Origin of the sequence: Mesorhizobium sp. M0244 (assembly GCF_040321795.1) — a bacterium.
GTDB lineage: Bacteria > Pseudomonadota > Alphaproteobacteria > Rhizobiales > Rhizobiaceae > Mesorhizobium.
The window spans coordinates 1-17,341 of sequence record NZ_JAMYSE010000083.1; the positions used below are offsets into that span (position 1 = coordinate 1).

At 63.8% G+C, this 17,341-nt stretch carries 15 protein-coding genes and 1 pseudogene; 5 read left to right on the forward strand and 11 right to left on the reverse strand.

Annotated features, from left to right (window positions below):
* Positions 1-82: 82 nt before the first annotated feature.
* From NKJ08_RS30685 to NKJ08_RS30715, 7 genes and pseudogenes are all read right to left on the reverse strand, one after another.
* Positions 83-2,125 (reverse strand): hydantoinase/oxoprolinase N-terminal domain-containing protein, encoded by a 2,043-nt coding sequence (locus NKJ08_RS30685; RefSeq protein WP_352527582.1) that lies wholly within the window; start codon positions 2,123-2,125, stop codon positions 83-85.
* 246 nt (positions 2,126-2,371) lie between these two features.
* A complete protein-coding gene (locus NKJ08_RS30690) occupies positions 2,372-2,995 on the reverse strand; it encodes a CDGSH iron-sulfur domain-containing protein (protein ID WP_352527580.1) in 624 nt (207 codons plus the stop codon).
* A gap of 535 nt (positions 2,996-3,530) precedes the next feature.
* Positions 3,531-3,905 (reverse strand): hypothetical protein, encoded by a 375-nt coding sequence (locus NKJ08_RS30695; protein WP_352527579.1) that lies wholly within the window; start codon positions 3,903-3,905, stop codon positions 3,531-3,533.
* 293 nt (positions 3,906-4,198) lie between these two features.
* A complete protein-coding gene (locus NKJ08_RS30700) occupies positions 4,199-4,711 on the reverse strand; it encodes a hypothetical protein (RefSeq protein WP_352527577.1) in 513 nt (170 codons plus the stop codon).
* Between the two features lie 191 nt (positions 4,712-4,902).
* Positions 4,903-5,277: a hypothetical protein gene (locus tag NKJ08_RS30705; RefSeq protein WP_352527575.1), complete on the reverse strand. Its 375-nt coding sequence runs from the start codon at positions 5,275-5,277 to the stop codon at positions 4,903-4,905.
* Positions 5,255-5,569 (reverse strand): hypothetical protein, encoded by a 315-nt coding sequence (locus NKJ08_RS30710; RefSeq protein WP_352527573.1) that lies wholly within the window; start codon positions 5,567-5,569, stop codon positions 5,255-5,257. The genes NKJ08_RS30705 and NKJ08_RS30710 overlap by 23 nt, the downstream gene beginning before the upstream one ends.
* 296 nt (positions 5,570-5,865) lie before the next feature.
* Positions 5,866-6,177, reverse strand: a pseudogene (locus NKJ08_RS30715) (elongation factor 4); the annotation flags it as partial.
* Positions 6,178-6,442: 265 nt separating this feature from the next.
* Between NKJ08_RS30715 and NKJ08_RS30720 the strand changes: the two are divergent.
* Positions 6,443-7,510 (forward strand): cyclic nucleotide-gated potassium channel, encoded by a 1,068-nt coding sequence (locus tag NKJ08_RS30720; RefSeq protein ID WP_352784882.1) that lies wholly within the window; start codon positions 6,443-6,445, stop codon positions 7,508-7,510.
* A gap of 129 nt (positions 7,511-7,639) precedes the next feature.
* Here NKJ08_RS30720 and lepA read toward each other — a convergent pair whose 3' ends face one another.
* A complete protein-coding gene (gene lepA / locus NKJ08_RS30725) occupies positions 7,640-9,445 on the reverse strand; it encodes a translation elongation factor 4 (protein WP_352527569.1) in 1,806 nt (601 codons plus the stop codon).
* 157 nt (positions 9,446-9,602) lie between these two features.
* Between lepA and NKJ08_RS30730 the strand changes: the two genes are divergently transcribed.
* The 4 genes from NKJ08_RS30730 (at position 9,603) to msrA (ending at position 12,849) form a co-directional block, all read left to right on the forward strand.
* Complete coding sequence (locus NKJ08_RS30730) at positions 9,603-10,688, forward strand: TadE/TadG family type IV pilus assembly protein (RefSeq protein WP_352527567.1); 1,086 nt, start codon at positions 9,603-9,605, stop codon at positions 10,686-10,688.
* 222 nt (positions 10,689-10,910) lie between these two features.
* Positions 10,911-11,627, forward strand: coding sequence for a DUF1223 domain-containing protein (locus tag NKJ08_RS30735; RefSeq protein WP_352527565.1), 717 nt, complete (start codon positions 10,911-10,913; stop codon positions 11,625-11,627).
* A 71-nt stretch (positions 11,628-11,698) separates the two neighbouring features.
* Positions 11,699-12,025, forward strand: coding sequence for a hypothetical protein (locus NKJ08_RS30740; RefSeq protein WP_352527563.1), 327 nt, complete (start codon positions 11,699-11,701; stop codon positions 12,023-12,025).
* 89 nt (positions 12,026-12,114) lie between these two features.
* A complete protein-coding gene (gene msrA, locus NKJ08_RS30745; RefSeq protein ID WP_352527561.1) occupies positions 12,115-12,849 on the forward strand; it encodes a peptide-methionine (S)-S-oxide reductase MsrA in 735 nt (244 codons plus the stop codon).
* A gap of 198 nt (positions 12,850-13,047) precedes the next feature.
* On the opposite strand, the gene NKJ08_RS30750 is transcribed toward msrA, so the two are convergent.
* The 3 genes from NKJ08_RS30750 to NKJ08_RS30760 all read right to left on the reverse strand — a co-directional run bounded on the left by NKJ08_RS30750 (position 13,048) and on the right by NKJ08_RS30760 (position 17,290).
* Positions 13,048-14,814, reverse strand: a complete 1,767-nt coding sequence (locus NKJ08_RS30750) for a mechanosensitive ion channel family protein (RefSeq protein ID WP_352527559.1) — start codon at positions 14,812-14,814, stop codon at positions 13,048-13,050.
* 101 nt (positions 14,815-14,915) lie between these two features.
* Positions 14,916-15,920, reverse strand: a complete 1,005-nt coding sequence (locus tag NKJ08_RS30755) for a cytochrome d ubiquinol oxidase subunit II (RefSeq protein ID WP_352527558.1) — start codon at positions 15,918-15,920, stop codon at positions 14,916-14,918.
* A complete protein-coding gene (locus tag NKJ08_RS30760) occupies positions 15,917-17,290 on the reverse strand; it encodes a cytochrome ubiquinol oxidase subunit I (RefSeq protein WP_352527556.1) in 1,374 nt (457 codons plus the stop codon). Before NKJ08_RS30760 ends, NKJ08_RS30755 begins: the two co-directional genes overlap by 4 nt.
* Between the last annotated feature and the right edge of the window lie 51 nt (positions 17,291-17,341).

Here is a 17,341-nt window from a genome sequence, read left to right on the forward strand (position 1 = left end):
AAGAAGGGGTCGCGTTCATGCGCGGCGACCCCCTCTGTCGCCTTCGGCGACATCTCCCCCTCGAGGGGGGAGATTGGCAGCATCACACCGCAATCCTTGGCCTGCCCGATGCCACGGCCACGACATGCGCCTCGATGAACATGCGCTGGCCCTCGACGGTCGAGACGCGGAATTCGCTGGCGATCTCGATCTCGGCGCTGTCGGTGCCGGCGGCCCTCGCTCGCCCGGCGGCAATCGCCCGCACATCTTTCTCGGCCGCGGCGATCGCCGCCGCTTCGTCATTGAAATCGCGCACGCTTTCACCTGAGGCGAGGCGGAACAGCCCTTCCTTGGGTTGGCTGACCCGCGCTTCGGCCGAAACCCGGACCTGGCCGACGACGGCGCCGAGCGCGTTGGCGACGTCGGTATCCTCAGGCACCAAGCAGTCATTGCCGACCAGCTCGGCGAGGCCAGCATAATGCAGCGGCGCCGAGGCGCCGAGGCCGATGACCGGGCGGTCGAGCGCGACGCTGAGACGAGCGATGCCGGGATGCGCGTCGACGGCGCGCTGGACCAGCGCGTGGGCGACGGTCGCGGCGCCATCCAGCCCATCCTCGGCAAACGCGGTTTCGAGGATGACTTCGGCCGACAGACGGGTCAGCGTGGTCAGCACCCGTTCCGAGACCGCCTCCGGTGAGGCGGCGATGAACTGGCCGCGGCCGTCGCGCTTGCGCGCGAACAGCTCGGCACCCAGACGCGCCGCGGCCGGATCCCAATTGGCCTGCTTGCCCAGCACATGCGCCGCATCCGACGGCGTGAAGCCGGCAATCTGCACCAGCCCGCGCGACACCAGCCGGTTCAAGGTGGCGTTCTGGGCATTCGAGGCCAGCAATCTGTCGAGAGCCTGCGGCACAGCACCGATCAGCTCGTAGAGCTTGGCTTCGGCGCCGGTCAACCCAGCGGCGAGCCGCTCCGGCACGCCGGTGCGCACCGCGAGGCGGCCATCCATGCGGCCGGGATTGGGCGCGCGCAGCTGGCGTTCGAGCTCCGCCGTGACGGCCTCGCCATGCATCAAGCCGGCCAGCGCCAGCGGCACCAGGCGGCGCGGCCCGAGCAGGATTTTCGGGTTGAGCGCGCCGTCCTCCAGCGCCACTTCGGAATCGCCGCCCAGCCCAAAAGTGCGCATGGCGACGGCCTCGACCATGGTGCGGAACCCGCCGACGGTGGCGCCTTCCGGATCGAGCCTGGGACGGCCCCCGTCGAGCACGGCGACATCGGTTGTGGTGCCGCCGATGTCGGAGACGATAGCATTGTCGAGGCCGGTCATATGGCGGGCGCCGACAAGGCTGGCGGCCGGGCCGGACAGGATCGTCTCGATCGGCCGCTGGCGGGCGAAGGCGGCCGAGACCAGCGCGCCGTCGCCGCGCACCACCATCAGGGGCGCGGCAATGCCGCGGGCGGCGAGAAAGCCTTCGGTTGCCGCGACTAACCGATCGATCATCGAGATCAGCCTGGCATTGAGCAATGTCGTCAGCGCCCGGCGCGGACCGCCGAGCTTGGCCGACAGCTCGTGGCTGGCGGTGACCGGCAGGCCGGTCCTGTCGCGGATCAGGTCGCGAGCGGTGAGCTCATGCGCCGGATTGCGGGTGGCGAAATAGGCGCAGACGGCAAAGCCGGACACCGATTTTTCCAGCTCGGGTAAAGCTGCCTCCAGCCCGGACAAATCGAGCATTGCCGCATTACCGTGAACGTCATGGCCGCCGGCGCAGAACACCACCGGATCGGTGCCGAGCGCCGCTTTCAGCCCGTCGCGGGCGAGATCGCCCTCGGCAAAGCCGATCATCACCAGCGCGACGCGGCCGCCCTGGCCCTCGACCAGCGCATTGGTGGCGAGCGTCGTCGACATCGACACCAGCTTGATCGCCGCCGGGTCGGTGCCGGCCATTTTGAGCACCGCATCGACCGCGCCGGATATCCCGACCGCCAGGTCATGGCGCGTCGTCAGCGCCTTGGCCTTGGCCAGCACTTTTCCGCTTGGTCCGCCGGCCTCCGACCACAGCACGGCGTCGGTGTAAGTGCCGCCGGTGTCGATGCCGAGGAACAGGGGCACCTTGGGAAGATGCTGGGATTTGGTCTTGGCGGTCATTGGCGGGCCCGGAGAATTCTCTTGCCCCGCCCCTTAGCGGATATGAACGGGCCGATAAAGCCGCGATGGCTGGGCCAAGGCAGCGTAATCTCCCCCTCGAGGGGGAGATGTCGCCGAAGGCGACAGAGGGGGTCGGTACGTCCTGACGCGACCCTCCTGTCGCCGGCGGAGGACGATGACGCTCCACGCGAGACGACCCCCTCTGGCCTGCCGGCCATCTCCCCCTCGAGGGGGGAGATCGCTAGGCTACCCCACAAACCCCACGCGCTTATGCGACCCGTCACAAAACGGCTTGTTGGCGGAGTGGCCGCAGCGGCAGAGGAAGGTGCGCTGCGTGCGATCGACCGTGTGGCCGGTGCCGGTGACGATTTCGACATTGCCTTCGAGCTTGAGCGGGCCGTTGGTCGTCGGTGTGACGGTCAGCGGGCCATCTCGCACTTCCAGCGCCGGCGTATCCTTCAGCGGCGGCTCGCCGGTGGCGGAAAAACCTGATTTGTTGTGGCTGCCGTCGCAGAACGGCTTGTTTTCCGAGGCGCCGCAGCGGCAGAGCGTGGCGCGATAGAAATTCTCGCCGCCCATCACGATCTCGGCATGCAGCGCCAGCGGGCCGTTTTCCCGGATGCGCACGGTGTTGACCACAGGCGGCTGTTCCTGCGGCCCGCCATCCTTGCGGAGATAGGTGATGGCGCCGGACGGACAGCCTTCGGCGAGCGCCACGATCTTCTCGACGCTGGCCGCATCCGGATGGATCCACTGGCCGGGCGCGTTGGGCACGAAAACATGCGGATCGCCAAGCACGCAGTTGCGCGAATGGATGCAACGTTTTCCCGAAAAGCCGACGTCGATCTTCTCGCCTTCGACCACTGCCATGGGTGGGATCTCCTGTCGGACTACGCTATGGCGACAGTCAGGACGACGTCAAGGCAGCATTCTCCCCCTCGTGAGGGCCGACCTCGGGCGCGGCGGGAAGGGAATTCGCATTTTTTGCTCGCAGCACCACATTTTGTTCTTGCTTTGTGCCGGCAGCTATGCTACTAATTTGGATATGGTGCCAATTGGCGCCGACGACCCGCCCGCCGAGGCGGGTTTTTTGTTTCGGCTTTGAAATTCTGGCGTTGTCGGCCTGACGTTGGCGGGACAGCGCGCCCCTGCCCGCTTTGCGCTGGCTTCTCCCCCGCAAGGATGGAGCAATCGCCTATGAAATCCCCCTCAGCCGGTCGCTGAGCCTGTCCTCGGGCTTGCCGGAGGGCAAGACCCGTGGGCGGCCACCTTCTTCCCGCCGGGGAGAAGAGCCTGGCGCCAGCGCAGGCGACCTCCTCTCCCCTCGGGGAGAGGTCGGATTGCCCCCAATTGCCCTTCGCAATTCGGTCGGCAATCCGGGTGAGGGGCACTTGAGACGGGCAGCTCACGGAACCAGATCGATTTCCTCGGTCTCGCCGCCACTACAGGTGTAGCAGCAATCGTCGCATTTTTCGGTGTTGGCGGGGCCGACACCCCAATAGGTATTCTCGTCACCATCGACCCAGGCGCCGTAGCAGATCGATTCGCCGTCATTGCAGGACAGCGGGATCGACTTGGTCTCGCCGTCGTTGAGATAATAGTCCTGATTGTCGCCCGGCCAGACATGGTCGCGGTCCTGGCTGTAGAGCTCGACGCGCATGGCGTTGGGATGGCTGTTCTTGATCTCGAAGGTGACATCGCCGGCATGTGCGACGGGCGAAAAAAGCGCGACGATGAAGAGCGCCGCGGCAGCGCGGCGCGCGAACGTGTAAGACGACATTGCAATTCCCCCCGGAATGAAACGGCCTGCCCGGCCGCGAGGGTGAGCATGGCATGCCGGGTTGAAGGGTGGAAGAGGCGATTGCGGCATTTCCGCTCCGCGAAAGGCGCCGCGTTGTAACCCCCCCTCCCCGGCCGCTGCGCGCCCACCTCTCCCCCGCTTCGCCGGGGCGAGGAACCCAAGTCTTGCAAGGGCGCAGCTTCGGCGATTGGCGTTTCCTCGCCCCCACAAAGTGGGGGAGAGGTGGTTTGCGAAGCAAACCGGAGAGGGGGCGGCCCGACTGGGTCATCGACTCATCGGCTCGGCTTCACCAGGGTCCAGATCCAGCCGATGAATGTGAGGACCAGAAACGGATATCCGGCAGCCGGCAAGGGCGCCGACGTCGGCAGCAAAGGCGCACCCCACAGGATCAGCCCCGCCGACACGACGAACAGCACAGCCGCCACGACAGCGGTAAGCCGCATCCACAGAGCGAAGGTATTCGGGACGCTAACCATGATGAGGGCGGCCGCCCAAAGCGAGATGCCCCCGACATAGGCGGGAACGCTGGCCTGGAGGCCTGCCGCATTGCCGGCGAGCAGCAGGCTCTCGCCGGCAACGAAAATCAAAAATCCGGCCGCTACGCAGTCGTTGCCCAGCCGCTGATACTTCATCGTCAACAGAGCGGCTGCCACTACGAGTGCCACGCCGTCGATCATCCAGAGTGTTTCGCGAAGCTCAGCGCTCTCCACGAAGGTGCCGGCAAGGCCGAAAGCGCCGCCAATGGCGAGGCCGATCGCGGCGATGGTGTCCAAGGTGGAACGCATTGATGTCTCCCCAGCCGTCTAAGAATACTTCAGGATGGGGTATTCTCAAAAGGTGGGCTTATGCGGGCCGAAATCAACCATATCGTGAACGGCCCGACCGCAGGGAAGATTTTCCGGTAGCGCTGTCGCGGATTTCGAGCGGCGCGGATATTGGACGAGATTGAGCCCTGAAGCGGCGAGAGACGATAGGACTACGCCCGACTATTCGGCGAGCCTTTGAGCGACCTTTCGACAGCAGTGCCCGGCCGCTCCCGGCAAAAATACAAGATCGCCAGCATCATCGCGACAAGGAGAATTGCGTAGTAGATCGACAGGCGGGCATAGACCTCCGCTTTTTCCGTCGTAAAGGGTCGGCCATGGCTGTTTGCGCGCGCCACGATCGAGGCAACCAGCGCATCATGGGAAAACAATTGGTTTATTCCGGCCAATGGCAAGGTCGATGCGAACAGCAGGGCGTTGTAGAGCTTTGCCCTTGGCTCGAATCTCAACAGCATCACGCCACCCCAGCCATAGAGCGCACCGTAGAGCGCAACCGTCGTGATCTTAAGTGGTGTGTCCTCGACCATGAACAGGGAACGGCATGCCGTCGCCAGGTTCGGTTAGGCGTAGCAGGTACCAGATACCGGACACGAAGCCGAGTGTGCCAAGCAGAAGGTTGGGCCACTGGCGTAAGCTGGTCCGGTGCTCGGCGAGTGCGTAAGCCAGCAGCCATTCGCCTACCGAAGCGTTTGCCACCCGGGCAAGGCTGAGCAGGATCAGCGAAAAGACGGTGCGGGCCGCCCACGACGTCGGCTGACCGAGAACGGTCTCCGCAACGCCTGGAAACAACCGGTCGGCCAGAACGACTGCCGCGTTCACCCAAAGTAATCGATGCAAAGACCGAGAAACAGCAAGACATATTTGCGCAATTTGAAATCCCCAAAAGCCCGACGTATCGCCTCTGCTTACCGCTTGGATGGTGCTAGGCGCGACGGCTTGCAGGCACCCTTAATCTGGTTTGAAGATCACCCTGCCGTCCCGAGAACAGTCCCCATCGTGCAGCGTCAACGTCGCGCTGGCGGGGGGCCGCTGCCTCCCCCGCTTTCGAAGCCTGCCATCGATTCACCGGATCGATGTCTCGGCGCCACGCTTCGCGCCGACGCCCGACCGGCTCCTCAATCGCCCATCTTCAGCGCCTGGATAAACGCCTCCTGCGGGATATCCACCTTGCCGAACTGGCGCATCCGCTTCTTGCCCTCTTTCTGCTTGTCGAGCAGCTTGCGCTTGCGCGAGACGTCGCCGCCGTAGCACTTGGCCGTCACATCCTTGCGCAGCGCCGAGATGGTTTCGCGGGCGATGACCTTGCCGCCGATCGCCGCCTGAATCGGGATCTTGAACAGATGGTTCGGGATCAGCTCCTTCAGCTTCTCGCACATCTGGCGGCCGCGCTTTTCCGCCGCGGTGCGGTGGACCAGCATCGACAGGGCGAGGTGCCGGCAAGGCCCGAGGCGCCGCCGATGGCGAGGCACTCTCGCCTGTTTGACTTGCCCACGCGGCTCCGGTGTCAACTCGAAATTGACAAGGGAGTGAAGGAGAAAAAAGCGGAGACTATCGAGAGAGCGGCCCGCAGCGCCCACAGTCGACAAAGTCAGCCTTGCCGAGAACCGATATCGGCGTGGCGACAGTAAGCACCTTTACGCTTGCCTCGAAGGCATCCTATTTTGGAGGATAGTAGCCGCTCGTGGGCATAGAATGTCGGCACTGCCTTTCTTAAGAATTTACGCGCCGCTAAACGCGGTGCTGGCTGCGCCTGGGCTTCTGGCGGTGGCTGCGCTCACGATGCCGAACATGTCCGGACGAAGCAGACTGGCTCTGACTGCCGTGCTCGCTGTCATTTGGGGCGCCTATCTTCTGCAGATGGCCGAGACGCTGCTCAAGCGCCGGGCGGCAGACCTTCGAGACAGGACGCCGGCAATCGCAATCGATGTGCTCGCGGTTTTCGTTCCACTCGCCGCATTTCTGCTCGACGGCACGCCCGACCGGAGCCTCTACTGTGCTGTCTGGCTGCTGAAGCCGCTGCGCGACTCGACCTTCTTCCCGGTGCTGGGCAGGGTGCTGGCCAACGAAGCGCGCAACCTGATCGGCGTCACCACGCTCTTCGGCGTCGTTCTGTTCGGTGTCGCGCTCGCGGCCTATGTCATCGAGCGCGACATCCAACCGGAAAAGTTCGGCAGCATCCCCCAGGCAATGTGGTGGGCGGTGGTCACGCTGTCCACCACCGGCTATGGCGACGCTATTCCGCAAAGTTTCGACGGCCGCGTCCTTGCCGGGGCGGTCATGATGTGTGGCATCGGCATCTTCGCGCTCTGGGCTGGCATTCTTGCCTCCGGCTTCTATCAAGAAATCCGTCGCGAGGATTTCGTCCGCAATTGGCAATTGGTTGCCGGCGTGCCGTTGTTTCAGAAGCTTGGCCCGGCCGCGCTGGTCGAGATCGTGCGAGCGTTAAGACCTCGTAATTTGCCGGCGGGCGCCGTGATCTGCCGCAGTGGCGAGACCGGTGATCGGATGTTCTTCGTCGTGGAGGGGCGCGTCAGCGTCGTGATGCCGAACCCGGTGGAGCTTGGCCCCGGCGCCTTCTTCGGCGAGATGGCGCTGATCAGCGGCGAACCGCGTATGGCGACCGTCAGCGCCGCAACAGCGGTCTCACTCCTGTCGCTGCACGCGGCGGATTTCCAGATGCTGTGCAGCAGCAGCCCGGAGATCGCGGAAATCATCCGCAAGACCGCGCTTGAGCGGCGTGGCGCGGCACCGATGGCTTGATCGTGCAGCTTCAGCGTCGCGCTGGTGGGAGCCAGCTGCCTCCGGCAGCTCCCCGCTTTCGAAGCCTGCCATCGATTCACTGGATCGATGTCTCGGCGCCACGCTTCGCGCCGACGCCCGACCGGCTCCTCAATCGCCCATCTTCAGCGCCTGGATAAACGCCTCCTGCGGGATATCCACCTTGCCAAACTGCCTCATCCGCTTCTTGCCTTCTTTCTGCTTGTCGAGCAGCTTGCGCTTGCGGGAGACGTCGCCGCCGTAGCATTTGGCGGTGACATCCTTGCGCAGCGCCGAGATCGTTTCGCGGGCGATGACCTTGCCGCCGATGGCCGCCTGGATCGGGATCTTGAACAGATGGTTCGGGATCAGCTCCTTCAGCTTCTCGCACATCTGGCGGCCGCGCTTTTCCGCCGCTGTGCGGTGGACCAGCATCGACAGCGCGTCGACCGGCTCCTCATTGACCAGGATCGACATCTTCACCAGGTCGCCTTCCTTGTAGTCGGTTAGGTGATAGTCGAAGGAGGCGTAGCCCTTTGAGATCGACTTCAGCCGGTCGTAAAAGTCGAACACCACCTCGTTAAGCGGCAGATCGTAAATCAGCATGGCGCGCTTGCCGACATAGGAGAGATCGAACTGGATGCCGCGCCGGTCCTGGCAGAGTTTCAGGATACCGCCGAGATACTCGTCCGGGGTCAGGATGGTGGCGCGGATCCATGGCTCCTCGATGGCCGAGATCTTGACCACGTCGGGCATGTCGGCCGGGTTGTGCAGTTCCTTGACCGAGCCGTCGTTCAACAGCAGGCGATAGACGACGCTAGGTGCGGTGGCGATGAGGTCGAGGTTGAATTCGCGCTCCAGCCGCTCCTGGATGATTTCGAGATGCAGCAGGCCGAGGAAGCCGCAGCGATAGCCGAAGCCGAGTGCCGCACTGGTTTCCATTTCGAACGAGAAGGACGCGTCGTTGAGGCGCAGCTTGCCGACCGCGGCGCGCAAATCCTCGAAATCGGCGGCGTCGACCGGAAACAGGCCGCAGAACACCACTGGCTGCGCCGGCTTGAAGCCGGGCAGGGCACTTGCCGTCGAGCGCTTGTCCTCGGTGATGGTGTCGCCGACGCGGGTGTCGGCGACTTCCTTGATCGAGCCGGTGAAGAAGCCGAACTCGCCGGGACCGAGCTCGTCGACATTGATGCGGGCCGGGGTGAAGACGCCGGTGCGCTCGACCAGGTGCTTGGCGCCGGTGCCCATCATGCGGATGGTCTGGCCCTTCTTCAGCACGCCGTCGATGATGCGGACCAGCACGATGACGCCGAGATAGGCGTCGTACCAGCTGTCGACCAGCATCGCCTTCAGCGGGGCCGTGATGTCGCCTTCGCGCGGTGGCGGCAGATCGTTGACGATGGCTTCCAGCACGTCGGGAATGCCGAGGCCGGTCTTTGCCGAAATCAGCACGGCGTTGGAGGCATCGATGCCGATCACCTCCTCAACCTGCTCGCGGATGCGCTCGGGCTCGGCGGCGGGCAGGTCGACCTTGTTCAGCACCACGACGATCTCGTGGTTGTTGTCGATCGCCTGGTAGACATTGGCCAGCGTCTGTGCCTCGACGCCTTGCGAAGCGTCGACGACCAGCAGCGAGCCCTCGCAGGCGGCCAGCGAACGCGACACTTCATAGGCGAAGTCGACATGGCCGGGCGTGTCGATCAGGTTGAGGATATAGTCCTCGCCGTTGTTGGCGTGGTACTTCAGCCGCACCGTCTGCGCCTTGATGGTGATGCCGCGCTCACGCTCGATATCCATCGAGTCCAGCACCTGCTCCTTCATGTCGCGCAGCTCCAGCCCGCCGGTCGACTGGATCAGCCGGTCGGCAAGCGTGGATTTGCCATGGTCGATATGGGCAACGATGGAGAAATTGCGGATGTTTTTGATCGGCGTGGTCATGCGGCGCGCTTTAGCAGGGGCACGATGCATCGGCAAGCGGCGGGGCGCGGGTGCGGCGGCGGGGGCCAAAGTCGTTAAACTTTGATCCATGAGATTAGAGCATAGTTTGCGCCCGGCGTGATAGCCCACCGGCCTATCGCCGTTTCGGGGGATCGGAATGCCGCTGTCAGCACGCAAATTTCTCAAATCGGTGAGCGGCTCGTTCGCGCCAATGCTCGCCATTTTGCTTATCCCGATGGTTGTCGCATTGGGTTTTTCCATCGACTATACCTCGGCGGTTTCAACCAAGGCCTCGATGCAGAACGCGCTCGATGCAGCGTCGCTGTCGATCACCACGCTGGCGACGACCACGTCATTGGCGGACCGCCAAGTAAGCCTGCAGGACTCATATCTGGCCAATGGCGGGCAAGGCACAGCCAAGCTCGACAGCTTCGTCGTCGCCGCCGACGGCACCGCCAGCATCAAGGCTTCGGCCGGTTTTGCCATGCCGACCAGTTTCATGCAGATCGCCAAGATCAACACGGTGCAGGTCGGCGTCGCGTCGGCAGTGACAAAGCGGCCGGCGCTGGTGCAGGCCACGTTCAAGGTCGACAAGATCTCGGGCTATTGGGGCAAGACGATGACGCTCTATGGCACCAAGTTCGGTGACACGGTGGCCAACAAACTAATGAAGATCACCTACGCATACAATAATTTTGGCGATCCAAAGGGCTACGGCACGTCGACCGTGTACACGGTCAACGGAACGACGAGCACGATGGTCCAGCAGCAAGTATGCACGACCGCGATCGTGATCAGCTTCTACGGCCTGCCCACCACCACGATTGTCCAGACCGACTCCTATGGCAGGAAATACGCGACCACCTGTGTCACCACCACGTTTCCCGCGACCGGAGCCGGCGCGGTGATCGACGTCAGCCTGATGGACCAGTTGTATTTGCAGATGGATGTGCCGTCCGCTGCTTCGGCCAACCCGCCGCAGCCAACCGTGCTCAAGTCAAACGATCCGGCGACATCGAACCGGCTCTATATGGGCACAAGCCCGACCGACATGGTCGAGGTCGCGACCGGTCAGGTCGTCGACATCTTCACCGCCGTGCCATGCGGCCAGACCAGCTTGCAGGCCTGGGAAGACGGCGGCAATCCCGTACCGGCAGCAGTCTCCAATGCAGACTTCTCTTACTTCGTGACCGGCAAGTGCGCCTTCAATCAGCGGGCATCGGAAACGCTGCTGACGCAATAGGCAGCCTGCGGCGGGGCGCTGCGGTAAGGCCTTATCGCAGAATTCATCGCAACGCCGCTCGGCCATGCTGGGCGGCGTTGCCGTTTGCGGGCAATCATCTTCCCTTCTCCCGTTGTGGAGAAGGAAAGAGCCACGAACGATCACGAAGCGGTGATGCTGTAACGAACCGCGCGGCGGCGGCGAAGCATGGACATGGAACGATGTCTGCGCAGGAGAAACGCGATGACCGGATCGGCAGCGAAACGCAGCACGGCCCTGATGGGGCTCGCCGCAATGCTGTTTTCGGCAGCTGGGCTTTCGGCAACAAGCGCGGCCGCCGCTCAGAAGCTGACCGTGGTCGAGCTGTTTACCAGCCAGGGCTGCTCGTCCTGCCCGCCGGCCAATGCCAATCTGATCAAGGTCAAGGACCGGCCAGGCGTGCTGGCGCTGTCCTTCAACGTCACCTACTGGGATTATCTCGGCTGGAAGGACACGTTCGGCAGAGAAGAATTCACGCAGCGCCAGGTCCGCTATGAACCGTCGCTCGGCCGTTCCGGCCCGTTCACGCCGCAAGTGGTGGTCAACGGCAAGGCCGATGCCGTCGGCGCCATGCCGGGCGAAATCGACCGGCTGATTGCCAGCGGCGGCCACGCCGACGGACCTTCGCTGTCGCTCGCCGGCGGAAAGGTCAGCATCGGCGCCGGTCCGGTGCCGGACGGCAAGGCCGACGTCTGGCTCGTGCGTTACGACAAAGGCGTCGTCGAGGTGCCGGTGTCACGCGGCGAAAACACCGGCCGCACGCTGCCTCACGCCAATGTCGTGCATTCGCTGACCAGGCTCGGCAGCTGGACCGGCGAGGCCACCGCGCTGCCGCTGCCGGCTGCCGCGAACGGCCTCAGCACCGCCGTTCTGGTGCAGCTGCCGGGCGGCGGGCCAATTCTCGCTGCCGCTACGAATTAGCATCAGAGATTGCGCAATGCCGCAGGAGCGGCGGCGCATGCCCACATCTCATCTAACTCAAGGAGACCACCATGACCAATCGCCTGACCCTGCCGGCATTCGCCTTCGCACTTTGCTCGACGGCGCTGTTCGCCGGAGGCGCGACGCGGGCCGAAGATGCGATGAAGCCGGCGAATGCCATGGCGACAAACGCCACGAACCCGGCAACAGACGCGACGAAGCCGGCCGGCGCCATGGCGCCTGACGCGATGGCCACGACCGCGATGAAGGCTGCTGACCCGATGAAAGCGGGCGATCCGATGAAGGCCGACTGCATGAACAAGGCCGCCGCCGAGACGGACGCCATGAAGAAGGCCGAAGCGACCAAGGCCTGCGATGCCATGGCTCCGGGCAACTAGGCAGGGCGGCCGCCGATGCGCACAGCAATGTGAGAGCCCGGCGGCCCTATCCGTCGTATAATCCACAACACCAGTATGGGAGATCAGACATGACCGGAGAACCAGCCGTGAAACGATCGTCGATTTTCGCAAAAGCGGCGCTTGCCGCGCTCATCCTCACGGCTGCCGCTGCCGTGTTCTGGCAGACGCCGGCCGTCTCGGCCGAAGACGCGGTGGTGATCCCGCCGCCGGCGCTGGACGAGAAGGCCATCGCCGGCACCGAAAAGGCGGTCTTCGCCGGCGGCTGCTTCTGGGGCGTGCAAGGCGTCTTCCAGCACGTCAAAGGCGTGACCAGCGCGGTGTCCGGCTACACAGGCGGTGACAAGGAAACGGCCGTCTATGAAATGGTCGGCACCAGCCGGACGGGCCATGCCGAATCCGTCGAGATCACCTACGAGCCATCCAAAGTCACCTATGGCCAGCTGCTGCAGGTGTATTTCTCGATCGCGCACAATCCGACGCAACTGAACTACCAAGGGCCGGACAGCGGCACCCAATACCGCTCGACGATCTTTGCCGAAAATGACGCGCAGAAAAAGATCGCCGAAAGCTATATCGCCCAGCTCGACAAGGCCAAGGTGTTTGCAAAGCCGATCGTAACGACGCTGGAGACCGGCAAAGCCTTCTATCCGGCCGAGGACTACCATCAGGACTTCCTGACGCTCAACCCGAGCTATCCCTATATCGTCTACAATGATTTGCCCAAGGTCGAGAATCTGAAGCGGCTGTTTCCCAACCTCTACAGCGAAAAGCCGGTGCTGGTGCTGGCCGCCAACAAGAGCTGAATTTTGCGCGGGGCCTGCTGATCTCCCCCCTTGAGGGGGAGATGGCCGGCAGGCCAGAGGGGGTCGGTTCGGTTGGCGCGACGCGGTCCGGCATATCGAGGAAGACGAAGTTGGCACTCCACGCGCGGCGACCCCCTCTGTCGCTTTCAGCGACATCTCCCCCTCAAGGGGGGAGATCAGCAGTTCCCGCGCTTCGCACTACTCCCCCCTGCGCCAGGGCAGGCTCCAGCGCACTTTCTCCAGCGTCGCCTTTGCCTCGGCCGAGTCCGGGTCGGGCTCTGTCTCGCGATAATGCGCCGAGCCCTGAGGCGGGTAGGCAAGCGTGTTGTTGAGGGCAAATTTGTCGATCTGGCTGAAGTCGGGGAAAGGCAGGTTTTCCGCCTCGCGCCAATCGCTGACCCTTTTCTCCGCAGCGATGCGTTTTTCGTCGTCGACCGGAAGATCGGTGGCTCTGTATTCCAGCGATGAGGGAAAGGCGAACTGCGCGCCGGCATCATCCATGATGTTGATCATGGACAGCAGAATGTCCTCGCGGATGGCTTGAAATTCGGCCACGTCGGCGGTTTTGACGTAGGTGAACACGTCGATATCGAGCGAATAGGCGCCGAAGCCGACAAAGCGCACGCGGCACGGCTCGTCGATGACGCGCGGATGGGCGATCAGCAGCTTGCGCAGCTCGGCCAGGACGTAACGCAGCTGATCGGGCGTGGTCTCGTAGCGCAGCTGCAGCGTCGTCGCGAACCGGGTGGGGTCGCGATGCGCGTAGTTCTCGATCTGCATGCCGGCGAAATCCGAGTTCGGCACCGAGATGATCGTGCGGTCGAGCGACCGGATGCGCGTCGAGCGCATGCCGATATGCTCGATCGTGCCGGACTGGTCGCCGAACTTGCAGAAGTCGCCGACGCTGACCGGCCGGTCGGCATAGAGCGTCAGGCCGGAGAGGAAGTTTTGCAGCGTCGGCTGCGCCGCCAGCGCCACCGCCAGACCGCCGATGCCGAGACCGGCAATGACGCCTTCGTAGGGAATGGCGAGCACTTCGGCCAACAGCAGGAAGGCGACGACCAGGACGGCGACGCGCGCCACGCCGGTGGACAGCGAAATCAGCGTGTCGTGATAGCCGGGCACCTGCCACAGTCCGCGATAGTGTTCGGCGACCTTGCCGATCAGGTGCCAGACCACCGGCACGGCGCCGATCACGATCAGGCTCCAGGCTATTGCCTTGACCGGGGCCGCGACCACCTGCGGCAGACCGAGCGGGCGCAGCGTCAACAGCAGGAAGAAGCCAAGCACGATCGAGCGCACCGCCCATTCGACGATGCGGAAAAAAGCCGGGCTGTCCGTCCTCCGTACAAACAAGGAAATCAGCGCATTGGCGATGAAGCCGAAGACGATGCCGGCCAGTGCGGCAAGGCCGAGCATCCACCATTGCCAGTGCTCCATCGGACCGGCGCGGGTAAGCAGGCCGGGGCTGATCTGACGGGCAAGGCCACGGGCGATGAAAAACGGGTCGGTGCTGGCGAAGGCGGCGAATTCCGGCGCCACCGGCACGTCTTCAACGTCGGCATAGAGCGTGCGGATGTGGGCGAGCGTCTCGGGCGTGAACTGCCAGATCTTGCCCTTCTCAGTCTCGACCGGGCCGATGACGATGTTGCCGGCGGGATGCTCGAAATAGACGAAGGGGGTGTTGCTCTTCGGATCGTCCGGGATCTCCTGCCAGTAGACGTAGCCGATACGGTCGATCACCTTTTTGAGATAGCGCTCGAGCAGGAACGCCTCGTCGCCGCGCACCGCCGGAGTGTAGTTGCGCAGGTCGAGCGCCGCCTGTGCCGGATCGCCGGCCTCGGTGAGGCCGCTCAACAGCACCTTGAACGTATCGCGCGGCGAGGCAAGCTTGCTCGGATCGTCGACCATGTCGACGGCCTCGCCGCGCGCTTCCTGGAATCTTGCCGCAAAAAAGGGGGTCATTCTATTGCCCTTCTTCTGCCGGCGATACTGCTGGGCCGGCCAGAGAAGGTTATTCCGCTTGAAGATGAATATTCTGTTTCAGGCGACGCTGGTGATGCCGGTCAATCGTAGGTCAGGTCCGTCGCCTTGCCGGCGAACACGCGGTAGGCAAAGAACGAATAGAAGATGATGATCGGCAGCACGACCACCGTGCCGACCAGGATGACGGCCAAGCTTTCGGGTGCCGAAGCAGCCTGCCAGATGGTCAGCCGGTCGGGCACCACGAAGGGGTAGAACGACCAGGCGAGCCCGGCAAAGCCGAGCGTGAAGATCGCGGCCAATGTCAGGAACGGGAGCAGCGCGTGGCGGTCGTCGGGCTTCGGCAGATGAAAAGTCTGGCGCCACAGCCACAGGAACAGCACTGCCGACAGGATTGGCAACGGCGACAAATAGAGCATGGCCGGCCAGACGAACCATTTGTCGAAGATGCGCGCGCTGGCAAAGGGCGTGGCCAGCGATACCGCAACCATGCCGAGCGCGGCCAGCACCAACGCCGTGCGCAGCCACAGCACCGCCTTCTTCTGCAAGTCGCCTTCCGTCTTGTAGATGACCCAGGCCGCGCCCATCGCCGCATAGGCGGCGGCAAGGCAGAGTGCCACCAGCGTGCCGAAGGCGATGCCGCCAGGGCCGACGTCGAGGCCGAGCACATAGACGCCGAGCATATAGCCTTGCGCCAGCGAAGCGATGACCGAGCCGAGGAAGAAGATGCGGTTCCAGCGATGCTTCCTGCCGGCCGGCACCTTGGCGCGGAAATCGAAGGCAACGCCGCGCAGGATCAAGCCGACCAGCAGCACGAAGACAGGAATATAGAGCGCGGTCAGGATGGTGCCGTGCGCCAGCGGGAAGGCGACCAGCAGCAGGCCGACGGCCAGCACCAGCCAGGTCTCGTTGGCGTCCCAGAACGGGCCGATGGCGGCGATCATTGTATCCTGCTCGGTATCTTCGGCTGCGGCGAACAGGATGCCGATGCCGAGATCGAAGCCGTCGAGGATGACGTAGATCAGGATGGCGAGGCCCATCAGGCCGGCGAAGATCAAAGGCAACAGGGTCGGCCAGTCGAAGCTCATGATGTTTCTCCTGGTTGCGCAACCGGCTGCGACAGCGGCCTGTTCATGACGCCCGGCAGCGGCGAGGTGTCACCCTCCTTCGCCGCCTTCAGCGCCAGATGCACCAAGACGCCTAGATAGGCGATCAGCAGCAGCAAGTAGAGGATGAGATAGACCGCAAGCGACAGCGCGACATGGCTGCCGGCGACCGGGCCGACAGCATCGGCGGTACGCAGCACGCCGGTGACCAGCCAGGGCTGGCGGCCGATCTCAGTGGTGTACCAGCCGGCCAGCGTCGCCAACCAGCCAGACAGCGCCATCGGCACCATGACAAGCGCCAGCGGCTTAGGCAGACTGTGGCGACGCTTGAGGAAGAAGGCCGCCGACCAGGAGACGACGAGCATCAAGAGGCCGGTGCCGACCATGATGCGAAAGCCCCAGAACACAGGAAACACCGGGGGGTGGTTGCCGGCATAGTCGTTCAGCCCCGGCACGACGCCGCCGGCGCTGTGCCTGAGGATGAGGCTGGCGCCGTCGGGAATGGTGAGCTCGAACCTGTTCTCCTTGGCCGCTTCGTCGGGAAGCGCAAAGAGCACCAGCGGTACGTTGGGGCCAGTATTCCAGTTGGCCTCCATGGCGGCGATCTTCTGCGGCTGATGCTCCAGCGTGTTGAGGCCGTGCTGGTCGCCGGCAAAGATCTGGATCGGGATCAGGATCGCGGCGGCGAAGACGCCAGTGCGCAGCGCCTTCCACATCGATTCCGAGCGATCGCCGTAGAGATAGCGCAGCGCCGACAGGCCGGCGATGAGAAAGGAGACGGTCAGCCCCGAAGCAAGCAGCATGTGGACGAGCCGGTAGGGCATGGATGGGTTGAAGATAATGGCCCACCAGTCGGTAGCGTGCGCAACACCATCGCGCATTTCGAAGCCGGCCGGCGTCTGCATCCACGAATTGAGCGCGATGATCCAGAAGGCAGATAGGGTGGTGCCGCCGGCCACCAGCACCGTCGCCAGCGTGTGGACGCGGTTTGAGACGCGACGGAAGCCGAACAGCATGATGCCGAGGAATGCTGCCTCGAGGAAGAAGGCGGTCAGGATCTCGTAAGCCAGCAGCGGGCCGGCGATGTTGCCGACCGTCTCCATGTAACCCGGCCAGTTGGTGCCGAACTGGAAGCTCATTGTGACGCCGGAAACGACGCCCATGGCGAAGGACAGCGCGAACACCTTCACCCAGGTGAAATAGGCGCGCATCCAGGCGGAATCGCCCGTCGCGTTATAGCGGAGCTTGAAGAACAGCAGCACCCAACCGAGCGCGATGGTGATCGCCGGAAACAGGATATGAAACGAGATGTTCGCGCCGAACTGTATGCGCGACAGGATGAGCGGGTCCATGGCGGCTCCGGCTGCTGCTTGCTTGTAGAAGGATAGGCTGGATGCGCCGGA